Origin of the sequence: Brevundimonas sp. MEB006b (genome assembly GCF_030209705.1) — a bacterium.
Lineage (GTDB): Bacteria > Pseudomonadota > Alphaproteobacteria > Caulobacterales > Caulobacteraceae > Brevundimonas.
Genome location: NZ_JARVRL010000002.1, coordinates 494,740 through 511,197, shown reverse-complemented (window position 1 = coordinate 511,197; position 16,458 = coordinate 494,740). Strand labels below are relative to the sequence as shown.

Annotated in this window: 18 protein-coding genes; 5 read left to right on the top strand and 13 right to left on the bottom strand. The window is 68.6% G+C overall.

The features are described from left to right. Positions 1-71: 71 nt before the first annotated feature. From QRN13_RS04250 to QRN13_RS04210, 9 genes are all read right to left on the bottom strand, one after another. Positions 72-761, bottom strand: a complete 690-nt coding sequence (locus QRN13_RS04250) for a response regulator (RefSeq protein ID WP_284876957.1) — start codon at positions 759-761, stop codon at positions 72-74. Further along, complete coding sequence (locus QRN13_RS04245) at positions 761-3,445, bottom strand: DUF4118 domain-containing protein (RefSeq protein ID WP_284876956.1); 2,685 nt, start codon at positions 3,443-3,445, stop codon at positions 761-763. Before QRN13_RS04245 ends, QRN13_RS04250 begins: the two co-directional genes overlap by 1 nt. After that, positions 3,446-4,024, bottom strand: coding sequence for a K(+)-transporting ATPase subunit C (gene kdpC, locus QRN13_RS04240; RefSeq protein ID WP_284876955.1), 579 nt, complete (start codon positions 4,022-4,024; stop codon positions 3,446-3,448). Between the two features lie 10 nt (positions 4,025-4,034). Next, complete coding sequence (locus tag QRN13_RS04235) at positions 4,035-4,751, bottom strand: TorF family putative porin (protein ID WP_284876954.1); 717 nt, start codon at positions 4,749-4,751, stop codon at positions 4,035-4,037. Then, positions 4,744-4,902: a hypothetical protein gene (locus tag QRN13_RS04230; protein ID WP_284876953.1), complete on the bottom strand. Its 159-nt coding sequence runs from the start codon at positions 4,900-4,902 to the stop codon at positions 4,744-4,746. The genes QRN13_RS04235 and QRN13_RS04230 overlap by 8 nt, the downstream gene beginning before the upstream one ends. Then, positions 4,899-6,965: a potassium-transporting ATPase subunit KdpB gene (gene kdpB / locus QRN13_RS04225; RefSeq protein WP_284876952.1), complete on the bottom strand. Its 2,067-nt coding sequence runs from the start codon at positions 6,963-6,965 to the stop codon at positions 4,899-4,901. Before kdpB ends, QRN13_RS04230 begins: the two co-directional genes overlap by 4 nt. Positions 6,966-6,983: 18 nt before the next feature. Further along, positions 6,984-8,693, bottom strand: coding sequence for a potassium-transporting ATPase subunit KdpA (gene kdpA, locus QRN13_RS04220; RefSeq protein WP_284876951.1), 1,710 nt, complete (start codon positions 8,691-8,693; stop codon positions 6,984-6,986). 18 nt (positions 8,694-8,711) lie between these two features. Continuing rightward, complete coding sequence (locus tag QRN13_RS04215; protein WP_105625212.1) at positions 8,712-8,801, bottom strand: potassium-transporting ATPase subunit F; 90 nt, start codon at positions 8,799-8,801, stop codon at positions 8,712-8,714. Between the two features lie 352 nt (positions 8,802-9,153). Beyond that, positions 9,154-9,516, bottom strand: coding sequence for a hypothetical protein (locus QRN13_RS04210; protein ID WP_055752768.1), 363 nt, complete (start codon positions 9,514-9,516; stop codon positions 9,154-9,156). Between the two features lie 228 nt (positions 9,517-9,744). Between QRN13_RS04210 and QRN13_RS04205 the strand changes: the two genes are divergently transcribed. From QRN13_RS04205 to QRN13_RS04195, 3 genes are read left to right on the top strand one after another with little or no spacing between them, the layout of a single operon-like run. Beyond that, positions 9,745-10,080 carry a hypothetical protein gene (locus QRN13_RS04205; protein WP_055806585.1) on the top strand — a complete coding sequence of 112 codons (336 nt, stop codon included), beginning with the start codon at positions 9,745-9,747 and terminating at the stop codon, positions 10,078-10,080. After that, positions 10,080-10,760 carry a response regulator transcription factor gene (locus QRN13_RS04200; protein ID WP_017505887.1) on the top strand — a complete coding sequence of 227 codons (681 nt, stop codon included), beginning with the start codon at positions 10,080-10,082 and terminating at the stop codon, positions 10,758-10,760. Before QRN13_RS04205 ends, QRN13_RS04200 begins: the two co-directional genes overlap by 1 nt. Next, positions 10,757-12,214: a sensor histidine kinase gene (locus QRN13_RS04195; RefSeq protein ID WP_284876950.1), complete on the top strand. Its 1,458-nt coding sequence runs from the start codon at positions 10,757-10,759 to the stop codon at positions 12,212-12,214. The genes QRN13_RS04200 and QRN13_RS04195 overlap by 4 nt, the downstream gene beginning before the upstream one ends. Here the strand turns inward: QRN13_RS04195 and QRN13_RS04190 are convergent. After that, positions 12,211-12,909 carry a Crp/Fnr family transcriptional regulator gene (locus tag QRN13_RS04190; protein WP_153923351.1) on the bottom strand — a complete coding sequence of 233 codons (699 nt, stop codon included), beginning with the start codon at positions 12,907-12,909 and terminating at the stop codon, positions 12,211-12,213. The genes QRN13_RS04195 and QRN13_RS04190 overlap by 4 nt on opposite strands. Positions 12,910-13,034: 125 nt before the next feature. Beyond that, a complete protein-coding gene (locus QRN13_RS04185) occupies positions 13,035-13,217 on the bottom strand; it encodes a hypothetical protein (RefSeq protein ID WP_284876949.1) in 183 nt (60 codons plus the stop codon). 128 nt (positions 13,218-13,345) lie between these two features. On the opposite strand from QRN13_RS04185, the gene QRN13_RS04180 reads away from it, so the two are divergent. Beyond that, entirely contained in the window at positions 13,346-14,203 is an 858-nt protein-coding gene (locus tag QRN13_RS04180) for a DUF1206 domain-containing protein (protein ID WP_284876948.1), read from the top strand. 66 nt (positions 14,204-14,269) lie between these two features. Continuing rightward, positions 14,270-14,935, top strand: a complete 666-nt coding sequence (locus QRN13_RS04175) for a DsbA family oxidoreductase (RefSeq protein WP_161638275.1) — start codon at positions 14,270-14,272, stop codon at positions 14,933-14,935. A 163-nt stretch (positions 14,936-15,098) separates the two neighbouring features. Here QRN13_RS04175 and QRN13_RS04170 read toward each other — a convergent pair whose 3' ends face one another. Beyond that, positions 15,099-15,965, bottom strand: a complete 867-nt coding sequence (locus tag QRN13_RS04170) for a hypothetical protein (RefSeq protein ID WP_284876947.1) — start codon at positions 15,963-15,965, stop codon at positions 15,099-15,101. 329 nt (positions 15,966-16,294) lie between these two features. Beyond that, complete coding sequence (locus tag QRN13_RS04165; protein ID WP_017505880.1) at positions 16,295-16,435, bottom strand: hypothetical protein; 141 nt, start codon at positions 16,433-16,435, stop codon at positions 16,295-16,297. Positions 16,436-16,458: the final 23 nt, after the last annotated feature.

Here is a 16,458-nt window from a genome sequence, read left to right as displayed (position 1 = left end):
TTCCGCAGACAACGCGCCGGCCTTTATGAGGCTGCATTGGGAAAGGTAGTCGAACCCTCTCGCCGAAGGCCTCAGTCCGCCAGTCGGTACCCCACGCCCGGTTCGGTCACGAGCAGGACGGGCTGAGCCGGATCGGCCTCGAGCTTGTGCCGAAGCTGGCCGACAACGACGCGCAAATATTGAACGTCATCGGCGTGGCCGGCGCCCCAGATGGTCTTGAGGAGGTCGGCATGACCCAGGACCTTGCCGGCGTTGCGGGCGAGGTAGGCCAGGACGTCGTATTCCTTGGGGCGCAGCTTCACCCGCTCGCCGGCGCGGGTGACGATGCGGCGGTCCAGGTCGATGACGACATCGCCGGCCGTGACCACCCCGCCCGCGACCGGCGTCAGCGCGCCCTGACGCAGACCCGCGCGGATGCGCGCCAGCAGTTCGCCGACGCCAAACGGCTTTTCGACATAGTCGTTGGCGCCCAGGTCCAGGGCCGTGATCTTCTCGGCCTCGCGGTCGCGGGCGGACAGGACGATGATCGGCCCCTGATAGAAGTCGCGCGCTCGCGTCAGAACGTCCTTGCCGTCCATGTCGGGCAGGCCGAGGTCCAGAACCACGGCGTCGGGGTTCCACAGGGCGATGGCGCGCAGGCCCTCCTGACCGCTGTCGGCGCGGCGGGGTTCATAGCCGGCGGCGTCCAGAGCGGGCGCGAGGAAGCGGTGGATCTGCGGCTCGTCGTCGATGACCAAAACCTGGGGGCGAACGGCGGACATCACAGCAGATCCGGATGGGTGGCGATGGACTTGGGCAGGCTGATCAGGATGCGGGTGCCGCGTTTGCCGTCGACGTCCTCCTGGATCGGGCTGGCGGCGGCGATACGGCCGCGCATGGCTTCGACGAACCCCCTGGCGATGGCCAGACCCAGGCCGGCGCCCTTGGCCCGATCGGTGGATTCTTCCATGCGGCGGAACTTATCGAATACCCGTTCCAGCTCGGCGGTCGGGATGCCGCGTCCCTCGTCCTCGATGGAGATGACGACCGAGCCTCGATCCTCATAAGCCGCCAGTTCGATGGTCGAGCCGTCGGGACTGTAGGCGATGGCGTTTTCCAGGATGTTGACCACGGCCTGTTCCAGCAGGCCCGGATCGGCCTCGACCATGCTGAGCTGGGCCGGGAAGTCGCGCGTGATGCGGCGCTGGCCCAGGCGGCGCGACACCCGGTCGGCGGCGGCGTTTAGGATGTCGCGCACATCGGTCCAGTCGGTGCGCACGTTCAGGCCGCCGCCCTCCAGCCGGGTCATGTCCAAGAGATCGCCGACATAGCGCGACAGGCGTTCGGCCTCTTCGCGGATGCTGAGCAGCAGGTCGTCGCAGACCTCGGGCTTCAGGGTCGCGCCATAGTCGATCAGGGTCGTCGCCGAGCCCAGGACGGTGGAGAGGGGCGTGCGCAGGTCGTGGCTGACCGAGTTCATCAAGGCCGCGCGGAAACGATCGGCGCGGCGCAGGGTCTCGGTCTCCAGCGCCTGACCGGCCAGATCGGCACGCTCCAGCGCCACGGCGCCCTGGTCCAGCAGGGCCATGGCCAGACGTTCCTCGTCCGAGCCCGCCGCCACGGCCGAGGCGTCGATGCCCGCCACGCCGGCCCGGCCGCGCACGCCCTGCAGGGGCTGAAACCGCCAGTGGGTCTGCGGCAGGGTGCCGGTGCCGTGGCCCGTGACCTCGCCGTGGGTCCAGGCCCAGCGAGCGGCGGCCATGGCGTCGGGGGCCAGGGTCACGCCCTCGGGACTGGCCGCCGCCAGCACGATGTCCTCGCCCTCGGGCAGCAGGACGACGGCGCCCGCGCCGGCGGCGGCCGAGGCCTGTTCGGCCAGGCTGCGGGCCGTGGTCGCGCGATCCTGGCCCGCTGACAGGGTCTGGCTGGCGGCCAGCAGGGCCGAGACGGCGGCGGCGCGACGCTGGGCCGCTCTGGCCTGTTCGCGCACCCGCCCCGCCAGGGCACCTGTGCCCAGGGCCACGCCCCAGAAGAGCAGCAGCGTCAGGAAGTCGGTCGGTGAACCGATCAGGAAGCTGTAGCGCGGCTGAAGGAACAGGAAGTTGTAGGTCAGAAAGGCCAGGGTCGCCGCCGCCAGCGCGGGTCTGAGGCCATTCAGCACCCCGGCCGCCACCACCGCCGCCAGATAGATGACGCCCAGATCGACCCGCTCGAACCGGGTGTCCAGCAATAGGGCCGCGCCCGTCGCCGCCAGGACGAACCCCGCCCCGGCCGGATAACCGCGCCAGTCCAGCGCCGCCCGGACGCCCGACTTGGCCGCCGATTCGGGCGCGGCCAGATCGCCCTCGGTTACGACGTGGACGGCGACGCCCTGGGCCTTGCGCAGCAGTTCGGTCGCCAAGGCCCGGCCGGTCCATTCGGCGAACCGCCCGCCGCGCGTCTTGCCGATGACGATCTGGGTGACGTTGTTGCGGTGGGCGTGGTCCAGAACGGCGCGCACGACGTCGTCGCCGCTGATCGTCACGGGCCGTCCGCCCAACTGCTCGGCCAGCTTGAAGGCTTCGGACAGTCTTCCCGCCGACCGGGCGTCGGCGCGCGATCCGCTGGGCCGTTCGACATGGGCCACCGACCAGGGGGCGTCCATCATCATGTCCGACATCCGCCGACCGGTCCGCACCAGGGAGGCGGTCATGGCGTCGCCACCGACCAGCACCAGGATCCGCTCGTTCGCCGCCCACGGCCCCGACACGCCCCGTTCGCGCAGGTGGGTCAGAAGCTGGTCGTCCACCGTCTGGGCCGCGCGCCGCAGGGCCAGTTCGCGCAGCGCCGTCAGGTTTTCGATTTTGAAGAAGTTCTCGGACGCCACCCGCGCCGTTTCGGGCACATAGACCTTGCCCTCGGCCAGACGCGCCCGCAGGTCTTCGGGCGTGATGTCGATGACCTCGATGTCATCGGCGCCGGTCAGGGCGCTGTCGGGCACCGCCTCGCGCTGGCGCACGCCGGTGATGCGCAAGATGACGTCGGACAGGCTTTCCAGATGCTGGATGTTCAGCGTGGTCCAGACGTCGATGCCGGCGTCGCGCAGTTCCTCCACGTCCTGCCAGCGCTTGGGATGGCGCGAACCGGGCGCGTTGGAGTGGGCGTATTCGTCGACCAGCAGCAGTTCGGGCCGTCGCGCCAGGGCGCCGTCGAGGTCGAACTCCATCAGGGCGCGGTCGCGGTGTTCGATGGGCGCGCGCGGCATGACGTCCAGCCCGCGCAGCAGGCTCATCGTCTCCTTGCGGCCGTGGGTCTCGACCACGCCGACGACGACGTCCAGCCCCTCGGCCTTTCGACGGCGCGCGGCGCGCAGCATCTCATAGGTCTTGCCCACGCCGGGCGACATGCCCAGAAACACCTTCAGCCGCCCGCGCTTGCGGCGCGGAACGGCTGAAGTCGCGGGCGTTGCGGGCGCCGTTTCGGGCAATCAGCCCTCCGCCCCGAAGCGGGCGTCCAGCGCGCGGTTGGTCAGCAGGACATTGACGTGCGGCTGGCCGATGAAGCCCAGGAAGGACCCCTCGATGTGCGCGTCGATGATGCTCTGGACCTGTTGCACGGGAACGCCTCTGGCGCGGGCGATCCGCGCGGCCTGAAGCCGAGCGTAGGCCGGGGACACGTCCGGGTCGAGGCCCGAACCCGAGGTCGTCACCGCATCGGCGGGGATGACGCCGGGGCCATCCTCGGCGCGGATCGTTCGGGCGCTTTCGGCGACGCGCGAGATCAGGTCCGGGTTCAGCGGCCCCATGTTGGAGCCGGACGAGGCGGCGGCGTCATAGCCGTCGCCCGCCGCCGACGGGCGCGGATGCAGATAGGTCGCGCCGACGAAAGGCTGGCCGATCAGGGACGAGCCGACGACCCGCCCGCCGGCGTCGCGCACCAGACTGCCGTTGGCCTGGTCCGGGAAGGCGACCTGGGCGATGCCGGTGACGGCCAGCGGATAGGCCAGCCCCAGCAGCAGGGTGAACAGGGCTGTCATGACAAGGGCCGGGCGAAGTTGGTTGACCATGGTCGTCGCCTCAGAAGGTCGCCTTCAGCGTGGCTACGGCGCGCGCGCCGTAGATGTCGCCGAAGTCGTGTTGGTCGGTGTCGTGATAGCGCAGGTCCAGCGCCAAAGTGTCGGTCAGCTGATAGGCCGCGCCGAGGTTCCAGGTGGTGTAGTCCAGGTCCGACGACACCCACTGACGCCCGACGGCGCCCGAGACGGTCCATTTGTCGGCAGGGCTGACCGCGCCGTTGACCTCGGCATAGGTCGCCTCGTCCTCGGCCGCGCCGAAGAAGTCGGGTGAATAATAGACGGCGGCGCCCAGGGTGGCCGGACCCACGGCGCGTGAGGCGGCGGCTTTCAACTCGACATAGTCATAGTCGGCGCCGTCCGGCTGACCGGCGTAGAGATAGCCGATCACGCCGAAGTCCAGCGCATAGCCGGCGACCTCGGGCCGATAGCCGGCATACAGATCGACCTCGGCGTCCGTGTCGTCGCCGAAATCGACGTTGGAGGCCCAGCCGCCGGCGTAGAAGCCGTTCCTGGTCAGATCGACGCCAGCCGAGAGGGCGGGGTTTTCCTGGGTCTGGCTGACCCCGCGGAAGACGTAGTCGGAGGTGACGGCGACGTTGGCCGACACGTCCTGGGCCTTGGCTTCGCTGCACAGGCCCAGACCGGCGAGACCGACGATACAGGCGGCGGCGAACCAGGCGTCGTTGCGGCCCGAGGCCTTGGAGAAGGATTTACGCATTGGATTTCTCTATTCGAACAGGATGAATGGCCATGGGGTTGGAGCGCGTGCGCGGATCGGTCTGCTGCAGCGTCGCCACGCCCCACATCACGGCGATGACAAGCACCGCCACGACGAGTTGCAGGATGCGAGAGACCTCCGGACGCATCACGCCAGACCCAGGCCGGAGATGAGCAGGTCGATCAGCTTGATGCCGACGAACGGGGCGATCAGACCGCCCAGGCCGTAGATCAGCAGGTTGCGACCCAGAAGCGCGCCGGCGCCGATGGCCCGGTATTTGACGCCCTTCAGCGCCAGCGGGATCAGGGCGACGATGACCAGGGCGTTGAAGATCACCGCCGACAGGATGGCGCTCTCAGGGCTGTGCAGACGCATGACGTTCAGCGCGCCGAGCGATGGCAGGGCCACCACGAACATCGCCGGGATGATGGCGAAATATTTGGCCACGTCGTTGGCGACCGAGAAGGTCGTCAGGGCGCCGCGCGTAATCAGCAGTTGCTTGCCGACCTCGACGATCTCGATGACCTTGGTCGGGTCGCTGTCCAGATCGACCATGTTGCCGGCCTCGCGCGCGGCCTGGGCGCCGGTCTGCATGGCCACGCCGACATCGGCCTGGGCCAGGGCCGGGGCGTCGTTGGCCCCGTCGCCGCACATGGCGACCAGACGCCCCTTGGCCTGTTCGGCCTTGATCAGGCGCATCTTGTCCTCGGGCGTGGCCTCGGCGAGGTAGTCGTCCACCCCGGCTTCCGAAGCGATGGCTGCGGCCGTCACCGGATTGTCGCCGGTGATCATCACGGTGCGCAGGCCCATGCGGCGCAGGTCGGCGAAGCGCGCCTTCACGCCCGGCTTGACCACGTCCTTCAGGTGGATGACGCCGACGAGGACGCCGTTCTGGGTGACGGCCAGGGGCGTGCCGCCCGAACGGGCGATCCGGTCCACGGCCTGGCGGAACTCGGCTGGGGCCGAACCGTCGTTGAGGTTCAGATCCTTCAGCACGGCATCGACCGCGCCCTTCCTCCAGCTGTCCTTGCCGACGTCCAGGCCCGACTGGCGGGTGACGGCGGTGAAGGGAATGGCGACGGCGCCGGCGGGCTGATCGACCGAGACGCCGGCGTTGCGGCCCAACTCGACGATGGAGCGGCCCTCGGGCGTCTCGTCGGCGAGCGACGCCATGACGGCGGCGGCCAAAGCGGCCTCGGGGCGCACGCCCGGAACCGGGATGACTTCGGTCGCCATGCGGTTGCCGAAGGTGATGGTGCCGGTCTTGTCGAGCAGCAGGGTGTCGACGTCGCCTGCCGCCTCCACCGCACGGCCCGAGGTGGCCAGCACGTTTACCTTCAGCAACCGGTCCATGCCGGCGATGCCGACGGCGGACAGCAGGCCCCCGATCGTGGTCGGGATCAGGGTGATGAACAGGGCGCCCAGCACCATCGGATCCAGATCGACGCCGGAATAGGCGCCCAGACCCACCAGGGTCACGACCGCGATCAGGAAGATTAGGGTCAGGCCGGCCAGCAGCACGGCCAGGGCCAACTCATTGGGCGTCTTCCGGCGGTCCGCGCCCTCGACCATGGCGATCATACGATCGAGGAAGGTCGAGCCGGGCTTGGCGGTTATGCGCACCTTGATCCAGTCCGAGACGACGGTGGTGCCGCCGGTCACGGCCGAACGGTCGCCGCCGCTTTCGCGGATAACCGGGGCGCTCTCGCCGGTGATAGCGGCCTCGTTGACCGAGGCGACGCCCTCGATGATTTCGCCGTCCGAGGCGATCACGTCGCCGGCTTCGACCAGGATGATCGACCCGACTTCAAGCTCCGAGGCGTTGGTTGGGACTACGCTGCCGGTCTTTGGATCGACGATCAGCTTGGCCTTGGTCGTGACGCGGGTGGCGCGCAGCGAATCGGCCGCCGCCTTGCCCCGCCCTTCGGCGATGCTTTCTGCGACATTGGCGAACAGAACCGTGGCCCAGAGCCACAGCGCCAGCTGCACCGCAAAGCCCGCTGACTGACCACTCGCGATGGCCGCGGCCGCCGAAAGCGTGGACAGAAGCGCCACGATCCAGGTGGTGAAGATGACAGGATTGTTGATCAGCTTGACGGGGTTCAACTTGACGAAGGCGTCGCCCACGGCGCGTCCGATCATCTGTCCCGAGAGGCCGCCCGCAAGAGGCGACGCACGGCCGCCCTCACGGGGATCCAGAGTTACTTGTGTCATGTCAGGATGTCCGAAGGATCAGGCGCCGGCGACCGCCGCGAGCACCTGGAAGTGCTCGACGATCGGTCCCAGGGCGAGGGCGGGCAGGAACTGCAGGCCGCCGAGGATGAGGTTCACGCCGATCAGCAGGCCGATGAACAGGCCGTTGTCGGTCGGCAGGGTGCCGGGGCTGGGCGCCAGCTTGGGCTTGACCACCAGACTGCCGGCGATGGCCAGGACGGCGACGGCCGGAATGAACCGCCCGAACAGCATGCTCAGACCCAGGGTCGTGTTCCACCAGGGGGCGTTGGCGGTCAGACCCGCAAAGGCCGAGCCGTTGTTCGCCGCCGCCGATGTGTAGGCGTACAGGATCTCCGACAGGCCGTGCGGCCCCTTGTTCAGCAGGCCCGCCAGCGCCGTCGGGAAGACGGCCGACACGGCGGTGAAGCCCAGGATCGCCAGCGGCAGGATCAGCACCGCGATCATGGCGAACTGGATCTCGCGCGCCTCGATCTTCTTGCCCAGATATTCCGGGGTGCGCCCGACCATCAGGCCGGCGACGAAGACCGACAGCAGGGCCATGACGACCATGATGGCGATGCCCGAACCGACGCCGCCGGGCAGGATCTCGCCCAACTGCATCAGGAACATCTGCAACCCGCCGCCCAAGGGCATGAAGCTGGCGTGCATCGAGTTGACCGAGCCGTTCGAGGCGCCGGTCGTGACCACCGACCAGACGGTCGAGGCGGGCGCGCCGAAGCGGACCTCCTTGCCCTCCATATTGACCGAAGCGTCGACATGGGCCGCGACCAGGGTTGGGGCCGGCTGGGTCTCAATCACATACATGGCCGCGCTGGCGCCGCTCAGCAGGATCAGGGCCGCCGCCGCCAGGGCGCGGATGTCGCGTCCCGCCATGGCGGTGCGACCGAAGGCGAAGAAGGCCGCCCAGCCCATGACGTTGATCGCCACGGCGGTCAGCAGATTGGTGATGGCGTTCGGGTTCTCGAACGGATGGGCGCCGTTGACGTTGAAGACGCCGCCGCCGTTGATACCCAGCTGTTTGATCGCCACCTGGCTGGCGGCCGGAAACAGCGGCAAGGTCTGGGACCCGCCCTCGACGCCGGTCGCCGTCACATGGGCCGCCAGGCTCTGAACGATGCCGAGACCCGACAGGGCCACAGCCAGCATCAAAGCAGCGGGCAGCAGGACATACAGGGTCGTGCGTGTCAGATCGGCCCAGAAGTTGCCGACGCCCTCGCCGCGATTGGCCACGAAGGCGCGCGCCAGGGCCGCCGCGATCGTCGCGCCCGTCGCCGCCGAGACGAAGTTCTGCACCGTCAGGCCGACCATCTGGGTGAAGGTCGACAGGGTCGCCTCGCCGCCATAGCTCTGCCAGTTGGTATTGGTCACGAAGCTGACGGCGGTGTTGAAGGCCAGATGCGGCGACACGCCTGCGAACCCTTGCGGGTTCAGCGGCAGCACGCCCTGCAGACGCAGGATCGCATACAGCAGGACAAAGCCCGCCAGATTGAAGGCCAACAGGGCGCCGGCGTATCCCAGCCAGCCCTGGCTGCGTTTCGGATCGACGCCCGCCGCGCCGTAGAAGACCGCCTCGACCGGCTTCATCACCGGGTCCAGCCAGGTCCGCTCGCCGTTCCAGACGCGCGACATATAAACGCCGATGGGCCAGCCGAGCATTACGGCCAGCCCAAGGGTCAGGGCGATCTCGCCCCATCCTTGCATGTTCATGAAATCCGTCCCGGTTCCTCAGAACCGCTCGGGCCGCAGCAGCGCCGCGACCATGTAAACGGCGACGACCAGCGCCCCCGCCCCCCAGAGCATGGCGATCATCGTCATACCCGTTTCAACGCTGTGGCCAGCAAGGCGAAGACGGCGAACGCCCCCGCACCCACCGCCAGAAAAATCACATCGGCCAATCCGGCCTCCTCGCTCAAGTTCGAGCGGGAACAGACCACCGGGCGGCATAATGGCGCGATGCGAGTCCGCGCCGCCGACCTAAAGGATTCATAAAACTAAGGAAGCTGGGTCGGTCGCAGCGCTGGCGACATTTGAAGCGCCCGCAACCCGACCTCCTGAAGCAAGGGTGTGCTTAAGGATGCGCCGCGCAGCGCCCGGCCGTGCGGCTTCAGATCAAATAAGAAAAGCGCGGCCTTGAGGCCGCGCTTCCAAGGTGTCTTAGTCGAGATGATCAGCCCCGACGGTTGTCGTAATCGCGGCGTTCATAGCGGATCTGGGCCGAAAGGCGGTCGAAGCGACGGTCCAGGTCCTGGCGTTCCCAGGCGGTCAGGCCGCCGCGGCGGTAGTTGGCCTCCAGACGCAGCAGGCCGTTGAATTCTCCGCGCAAACGGGTGGCTTCGCGGCGGCTCAGTTGGCCGTTGCGGACGCCCTGATCGATGCGGCGATCCAGGTTGGCCTGGCGGGCGTTGATCGACTGCCACGAGCCATAGCTGGCGTGATGGGGCGGGGCCGGGCGGTGGTAGGATTGGGCGAAGGACGGCGCGGCGACCGAGGCGGCGGCCAGGGCGATGGCGGGGACGATGAGCTTGCGCATGGCGATCTCCTCAAATGTTCTGCCGGTCGGGGTGACCAGCGATGAGGCGATTTGAGCACCCGGTGACTGAGCCGGTTCTGAACAGGATCGATCAGGTTCGGTTCATCTGGATGAAAAAGACGTCACACCGCCGTCTTCTGATTTGGTCTCCGGTTTGGAGCAGCGTTCGCTTTAAACTATACGACGTATTCAGCGCCCGTTCAGATGATCGGGACTAGATCGGTCGCCATGTTTCGTAAACCCGCCCCTCTCCTAATCGCCCCTCCGGCTCTGGCCTTGGCTCTCGGTCTGGCCTTCGCGCCCGTCATGACGACGTCGGCGCAGGCCCAGTCGCGCGATCAGGACCAGCGCTCGCAGGACCGTGGTCCGCGCGTCAGTCCCGACGAGGCCCGTCGTCGTGGCGGCGAGGCCGGCGGCGGTCGCCCCATCGACACCCAACCGCGCCGCGACGGCAACTATTCCGTCCTGGTCGAACGCGACGGACGCGTGCGCGAGGTCGTGGTCGACGGCCAGACCGGACAGGCGCGTCCCGACAACAACAATCAACGTCGCAGGCCGAACTGATGCGCGTGCTTCTGGTCGAGGACGACGCGGATCTGTCGCGTCAGTTGAAGGCGGCGCTGGGCGACGCTGGCTATGCCGTGGATCACGCCCCGGACGGCGAGGAAGCCCATTATCTGGGCGAGAACGAGCCTTATGACGTCATAGTCCTTGATCTGGGCCTGCCCAAGATTGACGGCGTGTCGGTGCTGGAGCGCTGGCGGCGCGAGGGCAAAACGACGCCGGTTTTGATCCTGACGGCGCGCGGCGCCTGGTCGGACAAGGTGGCGGGCTTCGACGCCGGCGCCGACGACTATCTGACCAAGCCCTTCCACACCGAAGAGCTGCTGGCGCGTCTGCGGGCGCTGCTGCGCCGCTCGGCGGGCATCGCCTCGGCGACCTTGTCGTGCGGCGGCTTGCGGCTGGATCCCCGCGCGGCGCGGGCCAGCGTCAATGGCGAGCCCCTGCGCCTGACCTCGCTGGAATACCGGCTATTGCACTATATGATGATGCATCAGGGGCGCGTCATCAGCCGCACCGAACTGGTCGAACACCTGTACGATCAGGACTTCGATCGTGATTCCAACACGATCGAGGTCTTCATCGGCCGGGTGCGCAAGAAGGTCGGATCGGACCGGATCGAGACCGTGCGCGGCCTCGGCTATCGGCTGACGCCGCTGGCGGGCGAATCCGACCCGGCGTGACTGAGGCGACGGCTTCGAAACCCAACGCCGACGCGCTCCACGACTGGGGCCGCTGGTTCGGTCGCCCCGGTCGCTCACTGACGCGCCGGCTGATCTGGCTGGCCTCGGCCTGGATCGTGGTCGCTCTGGTCATTTCAGCGCTGGTGCTGACCCAGGCCTTTCAGGAATCCGCGCTGCGGCGTCTGGGCGCGATGCTCAACGAAACGATCGACGAGATCGTGGTCGGCGCCAGCCGCACGCCGCAAGGCGAGGCCATTCCGCAGATCCAGGACGCCAGAACTCTGCGGCTGCTGTCGGGCAAATACTGGCAGATCATGGAGGTTCGCCCCGACGGACGGCTGGTCAGCCTGGCGCGTTCGACCTCGCTGTGGCGCTATGACCTGGCCCTGCCCGCCGACCTGCCTGCGCGCCTGGATGCGGCCTTCGGCGACGTCATCACCTTCAACACCACCGGGCCCAAGGACGACGCCGAGACGCGCGAGCCGCTGCGTGTCGCCGCCAGCATGAAGTCCATCCCCCGGCACGAACACCCGGTCATCTTCATCGCCGCGCTGGATCGCTCCGACGTCGACGCGGACACGCGCCAGTTCGCGCGCGTCACCTGGATCGCCTTCCTGATCCTGGGGCTCGGACTCGTATCGGCGGTCTTCATCCAGGTTCGGATCGGCCTGCGCCCCCTGTTCGATCTTCGCGATGAGATCGCGGATGTGCGCAAGGGCAGGTCGGCGCGGATCGGCCGCTCCTATCCGCAGGAAATCCAGCCGCTGGCCGAGCAGGTGAACCGCCTGCTGGATCACAATCAGGAGGTCGTGGATCGACAGCGCACCCACGTCGGCAACCTGGCCCATGCGCTGAAGACGCCGATCTCCGTCATGCTGGCCGAGGCGGGGACGAGCGAGGGCGATCTGCCCGAGTTGGTGCGGCGCCAGACCAAGATCATGCAGGGCCAGGTCGATCACCACCTGCGCCGCGCCCGCGCCGCCGCCCGCGCCGCCCACGGTCTGGGCGAGACGACGCCCGTCGCCGAGGTTCTGGACGAGCTGGCGGTGATGATCGAACAGGTGTTCCGAGACAAGAACGTCGAGATCGACTGGCGCGCGCCCGACAGCCTGTCCTTCCTGGGCGAGCGTCAGGATTTGCAGGAAATCCTGGGCAATCTGATCGAAAACGCCGCCAAGTTCTCCAGGCGTCGGGTGCGCGTCTCCGCGGGCGGCAGCGGCCTGGGCCAGATGATCCTGGTGGTCGAGGACGATGGGGCGGGCCTGCCGGCCGATCAGCGCGACACGGTCATGCAGCGCGGCGCGCGGCTGGACGAAAGCGCGCCGGGGTCGGGCCTGGGCCTGTCGATCGTGGACGACCTGACGCGCGCCTACGGCGGGCGGCTGATGCTGGCGGACAGCGACATGGGCGGGCTGAAGGCGGTCCTCGAACTGCCGGCCGCCCAGGTCGACTAGGGCTGCCGGTCTCCGCCCCGGCGGTAGCATTCGCAGGCCGCCCGCTCCAAGGCGGCGCGATCCAGCACCGTGATCCGGCCGCGCGAATAGGCGATGGCCCCCGCCTTCTGAAGCCCCTGCGCCGCCTCGTTCACCGTGGTCCGCTGCGAGCCCAGCATGGAGGCCAGATACTCCTGCGTCAGGTTCAGGGTGTCGCCCTCGACCCGGTCGTGGCAGCGCAGCAGCCATTTGGCGAACCGCTGCCCGGCGTGGTGCAGGGCGTTGCAAGCGGCTGATTGCTCCAACTCGCCCTGAAGCCGCGCCATGTATTCGGCGACCGCGTCGCGAACCCCCGGCCGTTGCGCCGACAGGGCGCGGAACTTGGCGGCGTCCACCCGGCGCGCCGTCCCGGCGACCTGAGCCACGCTGCGGGTGTGGGCATGGTGCGGCACGACCGAGGCGACGACGCCCAGCACGCCTTCGCGCCCGATCATCACGGTCTCCACGGTGCGGCCGTCCTCCAGCACTGCGACCGAGGAGCAGAAGCCGCTGTCGATGAAATGCAGATGTTCGATGGCGTCGTCAGGCTCGCTGAACACATGGCCGGGCGCGAATTCCACCGGAGTGGCGATGGCGAGGAGAGCGTCGCGATCGTCGGGGTTCAGCCCTTGGATCAATCGGTTGCCAGGCGAGAGGCGGTTCATAAGTTCGCGCATAAGGCGATCTGAGCGCGGCGTCTGTCGAAACTCGACACAGCGTTGCTATATGTCACGCGGCTTTCTGGGGAAAAGTCGTGTCTTTACCGCGTTGTGTACGCGATCGGGCAGAGGGTGGCCGAGGCTCAGCGGGTGACGCGGCCGACCAGGCGCCCGGCTTCCAGCACTTCGACGCCCACGCAGGAGGCATGGCGCGCCAGCTGCGACCGCGCGGCTTCCAACGCCGTGGCGTCGTCGGCGCCGTCGAAGAAGTCGAGCAGCGGACGGCGATCCGCCTCGTCGAAGAAGTGAAACTCGTAGATGTTCACGCGAACGGCTCCCAACGATGCGAACCGTAGCGGCATACGCCAGCCGGTGTCTGTCGGATGTCGACACAGCGACAAGCGGAGCCTTTGCCTCGGCCGGGGCGTTAGGGCGGCCTGACGTGGGAGACATCATGAACGCCGCCAAGACCCTTCGCCTGCCGCCGCTGGCGACCCTAATCGAATGGGCGGCGCGGGTCGGCTATGGGGCGCGAGGCTTCGTTTACCTGTCGGCTGGAGCGCTGACCCTGCTGGCGGCGACGGACCGGATCGGCGATGCGGTGGGGACCAGCGGGGCGGCGGGCTGGCTGGCCGAGCAGCCGTTCGGCAAGGTCTGGCTGGTGCTGCTGGGGCTGGGGCTTTGGGCCTTCGTCGGCTGGCGGGTGTTGCAGGCGGTGTTCGACGCGGATCACGAAGGGACGGACCTGAAGGCCTGGACGACGCGGGCGGGTCAGGCGGTCAGCGGTCTGTTCTACGGCGTACTGGCGTCGGGGGTGTTCGAATATCTGGACGAGTTCGGCGAGGCGACGAACGCCTCGGCGGCCCAGGCCGAGAGCGTGGCCGAGAACCAGGAGAAGGCGGCGATGCTGCTGGGGATGCCGTTTGGCGAGGTGCTGCTGATCGGGGCGGGGCTGGTGGTGCTGGGCGTCGGCGTGGGCAATATCGTCAGGGCGATCCGCGACGACTTCGACGACGCCCTGGCCTGCCCCAAGGCCTTCTGCGGCACGGCGACAGCGCTGGCGCGGGCGGGCTATGCGGCGCGAGGGTTCGCCTATCTGCCCTTGGGGGTGTTCGTGGTTCTGGCGGGGCTGCATGCGCGCTCGGGTGAGGTGACGACGACGGCGGCGGCGCTGGATGCCCTGGAGGCCCAGCCGGGGGGGTCGTGGATCCTGGGGCTGACGGCGGCGGGGCTGATGGCCTTCGGCGCCTTCGCCTTCGTGGAGGCGCGCTGGCGCCGGATACGCCCGCCACGGGATTTGAGTCTGGGCTGAGACTTGTCGCGCGGCGCGGCGTCGCCATATCCTTATGCAACACACGCTGTTCCAGAAGGCCGCGCCATGAACGCTCCGCTCAAGACCCTGAAGATCGACTTCGTCTCCGACGTCGTCTGCCCTTGGTGCGTGGTGGGGCTGGGCGGGCTGGACACGGCCCTGGACGCGCTGAAGGACGAGGGGATCGCCGCCGACATCGCCTTTCAGCCGTTCGAGCTGAACCCCCAGATCGCGCCCGAGGGCGAGAATATCGTCGAACACATCGGCCGCAAATACGGCGCGTCGCCTGAGCAGTCCGCCGCCAACCGCGCCATGATCCGCGAGCGGGCGGGCGAGGTGGGCTTCGACATGCGGATGACCGACGACAGCCGCATCTGGAACACCTTCGACGCCCACCGGCTGCTGCACTGGGCGCACGAGACGGCGCCGGAGAAGCAGAAGGCGCTTAAACAGGCGCTGTTCACCGCCCACTTCACCGAGAACCGCAACCTGACCGACGCCGGGGTCCTGACCACCGCCGCGGAAAAGGCCGGGCTGGACCGGGCCGAGGCGGGCGAGGTGCTGGCCTCGGGCCGCTACGCCCAGGCCGTGCGCCAGGCCGAGGACCTGTGGCGCGCGCGCGGCATCACCTCCGTCCCGGCCGTGGTGGTCGAGGGCAAATATCTGATCTCGGGGGGCCAGCCGGCCTCGGTGTTCGAAGAGGCCCTGCGCAAGATCGCGTCGGAGGTCTAGGCCGTCTCCTCCCTGCGCAGCGGAGAGGCGGCGCGGCGCCGCCTGGCGCCGTGACGGAGGGGTTTCTTCTGTAAAATCGACGTCTGTAGGGCCTCAAGAGCCCCTCCACCCCGCCCGAAGGGCGCGGTCCCCCTCCCCATCGCAGGCGATGGGGAGGAGACGGTCAGTCCGGCGGTCGGGCGACAAAAACACCGTCTATTTCGTCTAATTCGTCTGATGTCGGGGCCGGTTTCAGGTCGTCGAGCGCCTCGAGGCGGGCCATCAGGGCGTCGCGGCCGGCGTAATCGCCGCGTTTGAGGGCGCAGGCCTCGCGGGCGATCAGGCCGACCTGTTCGGCGACGGCGGCGGCGCGTTCGCCCAGGTCCGGTTCCTTCGGTTGGCGCGGGAGCTTGGCGGGCGGCGGCGCGGGCGGGGACGGCGGCGGGGCGGCCGCCATCCGGCTCAGGTCGGCGTGCAGCCGGACCCAGCGCGCGGCCTCCAGCGCGCGCCCGGCCTGAAGCGCCCGGTTCAGCCGCACCAGGGCGTGGGCCGCCATGGCCCCATAGTCAGGCAAACCCTCGGCCGTCTCGGCCTCCAGGTCGATGGGTTCGCGAAGGGGATCGGGCTGATCCTCGCGCCGCCAGCCTTCGTCCTTGGCGCGGGCGCGAAAGGTGCTGACCGCCATGCCATAGACGGCGCTGACCTCCTCGGCCGTGGACCTCGCCAGATAGGCCGTGCCCGCCGCCTCCCACGCCTCCTTCGACAGGCGGCGATAAGCCCGGTTCTGCACCCGGTCGACCGCGCGCGCGGCGGGGTCCGAGGTGACCAGATCGGGCAGCCGCAACAGATGCATCGGCAGGCCGTGCGCGCGCCAGAAGGCCGCCTCGGCCTCGGGCGAGGAATCGTGATGCAGGGCGTCGCGATAGGTCTGCTCCAGACCCGCCTCGCGCAGGATGCGGATCTGATCCAGCGCCTGCTGGGTCATCGCATCGTAAAACGGATCGCGCGGCCCCTCGAACCCGCCGTCGTCATAGCTGTGGTCGTCGTCCATCCCATCCCCGGCCTGTCGCCCGCGCCCGACACAGAACGCGCCGCCAGTCTAAGGCCGCCCCGAAGCGTGATCGGGTAGAGGGCGTCGATTTCGCGAACGGCGAGGGATTTCAACGGCTGGGGTAGGGACGTCGTGTATAGGTAGGCGGGCTAGCTGTGCATTCCCTCTCCCGTTGGGAGAGGGCTTGAAGCCCGCAGAGCGTCAGCGATGCGCCTTGGCTGACCCGCAGGGCGGCGCGAAGCCGCCAAAGGGTGAGGGTCGTGCGTCTCCGGCGAGGTCCGACCCTCACCCTTTCGCGCAAGTCTGATCGCCTGACGGCTCTCAGGCGCTCAAGCCCTCTCCCAACGGGAGAGGGAGGCCGCATGCGGGTTCACGAACCGAAACGCCTCCGCCCGCTGACGCAGGAAGCCGTTGATGAAGGTGGTCTTGCCGGCGCCGTTCGGCCCGGCGAGGAGGACGAGGGTAGGCATGGGTGTCCTGAAAATTTAGGTCT

What these genes read in the sequence shown, in the direction of transcription:
- QRN13_RS04250 (WP_284876957.1), bottom strand. Translation starts at nt 761, where the DNA reads ATGTCCGCCGTTCGCCCCCAGGTTTTGGTCATCGACGACGAGCCGCAG.
- kdpC (WP_284876955.1), bottom strand. Translation starts at nt 4,024, where the DNA reads ATGGTCAACCAACTTCGCCCGGCCCTTGTCATGACAGCCCTGTTCACC.
- QRN13_RS04235 (WP_284876954.1), bottom strand. Translation starts at nt 4,751, where the DNA reads ATGCGTAAATCCTTCTCCAAGGCCTCGGGCCGCAACGACGCCTGGTTC.
- kdpB (WP_284876952.1), bottom strand. Translation starts at nt 6,965, where the DNA reads ATGACACAAGTAACTCTGGATCCCCGTGAGGGCGGCCGTGCGTCGCCT.
- kdpA (WP_284876951.1), bottom strand. Translation starts at nt 8,693, where the DNA reads ATGAACATGCAAGGATGGGGCGAGATCGCCCTGACCCTTGGGCTGGCC.
- QRN13_RS04215 (WP_105625212.1), bottom strand. Translation starts at nt 8,801, where the DNA reads ATGACGATGATCGCCATGCTCTGGGGGGCGGGGGCGCTGGTCGTCGCC.
- QRN13_RS04210 (WP_055752768.1), bottom strand. Translation starts at nt 9,516, where the DNA reads ATGCGCAAGCTCATCGTCCCCGCCATCGCCCTGGCCGCCGCCTCGGTC.
- QRN13_RS04205 (WP_055806585.1), top strand. Translation starts at nt 9,745, where the DNA reads ATGTTTCGTAAACCCGCCCCTCTCCTAATCGCCCCTCCGGCTCTGGCC.
- QRN13_RS04200 (WP_017505887.1), top strand. Translation starts at nt 10,080, where the DNA reads ATGCGCGTGCTTCTGGTCGAGGACGACGCGGATCTGTCGCGTCAGTTG.
- QRN13_RS04190 (WP_153923351.1), bottom strand. Translation starts at nt 12,909, where the DNA reads ATGCGCGAACTTATGAACCGCCTCTCGCCTGGCAACCGATTGATCCAA.
- QRN13_RS04180 (WP_284876948.1), top strand. Translation starts at nt 13,346, where the DNA reads ATGAACGCCGCCAAGACCCTTCGCCTGCCGCCGCTGGCGACCCTAATC.
- QRN13_RS04175 (WP_161638275.1), top strand. Translation starts at nt 14,270, where the DNA reads ATGAACGCTCCGCTCAAGACCCTGAAGATCGACTTCGTCTCCGACGTC.
- QRN13_RS04170 (WP_284876947.1), bottom strand. Translation starts at nt 15,965, where the DNA reads ATGGACGACGACCACAGCTATGACGACGGCGGGTTCGAGGGGCCGCGC.
- QRN13_RS04165 (WP_017505880.1), bottom strand. Translation starts at nt 16,435, where the DNA reads ATGCCTACCCTCGTCCTCCTCGCCGGGCCGAACGGCGCCGGCAAGACC.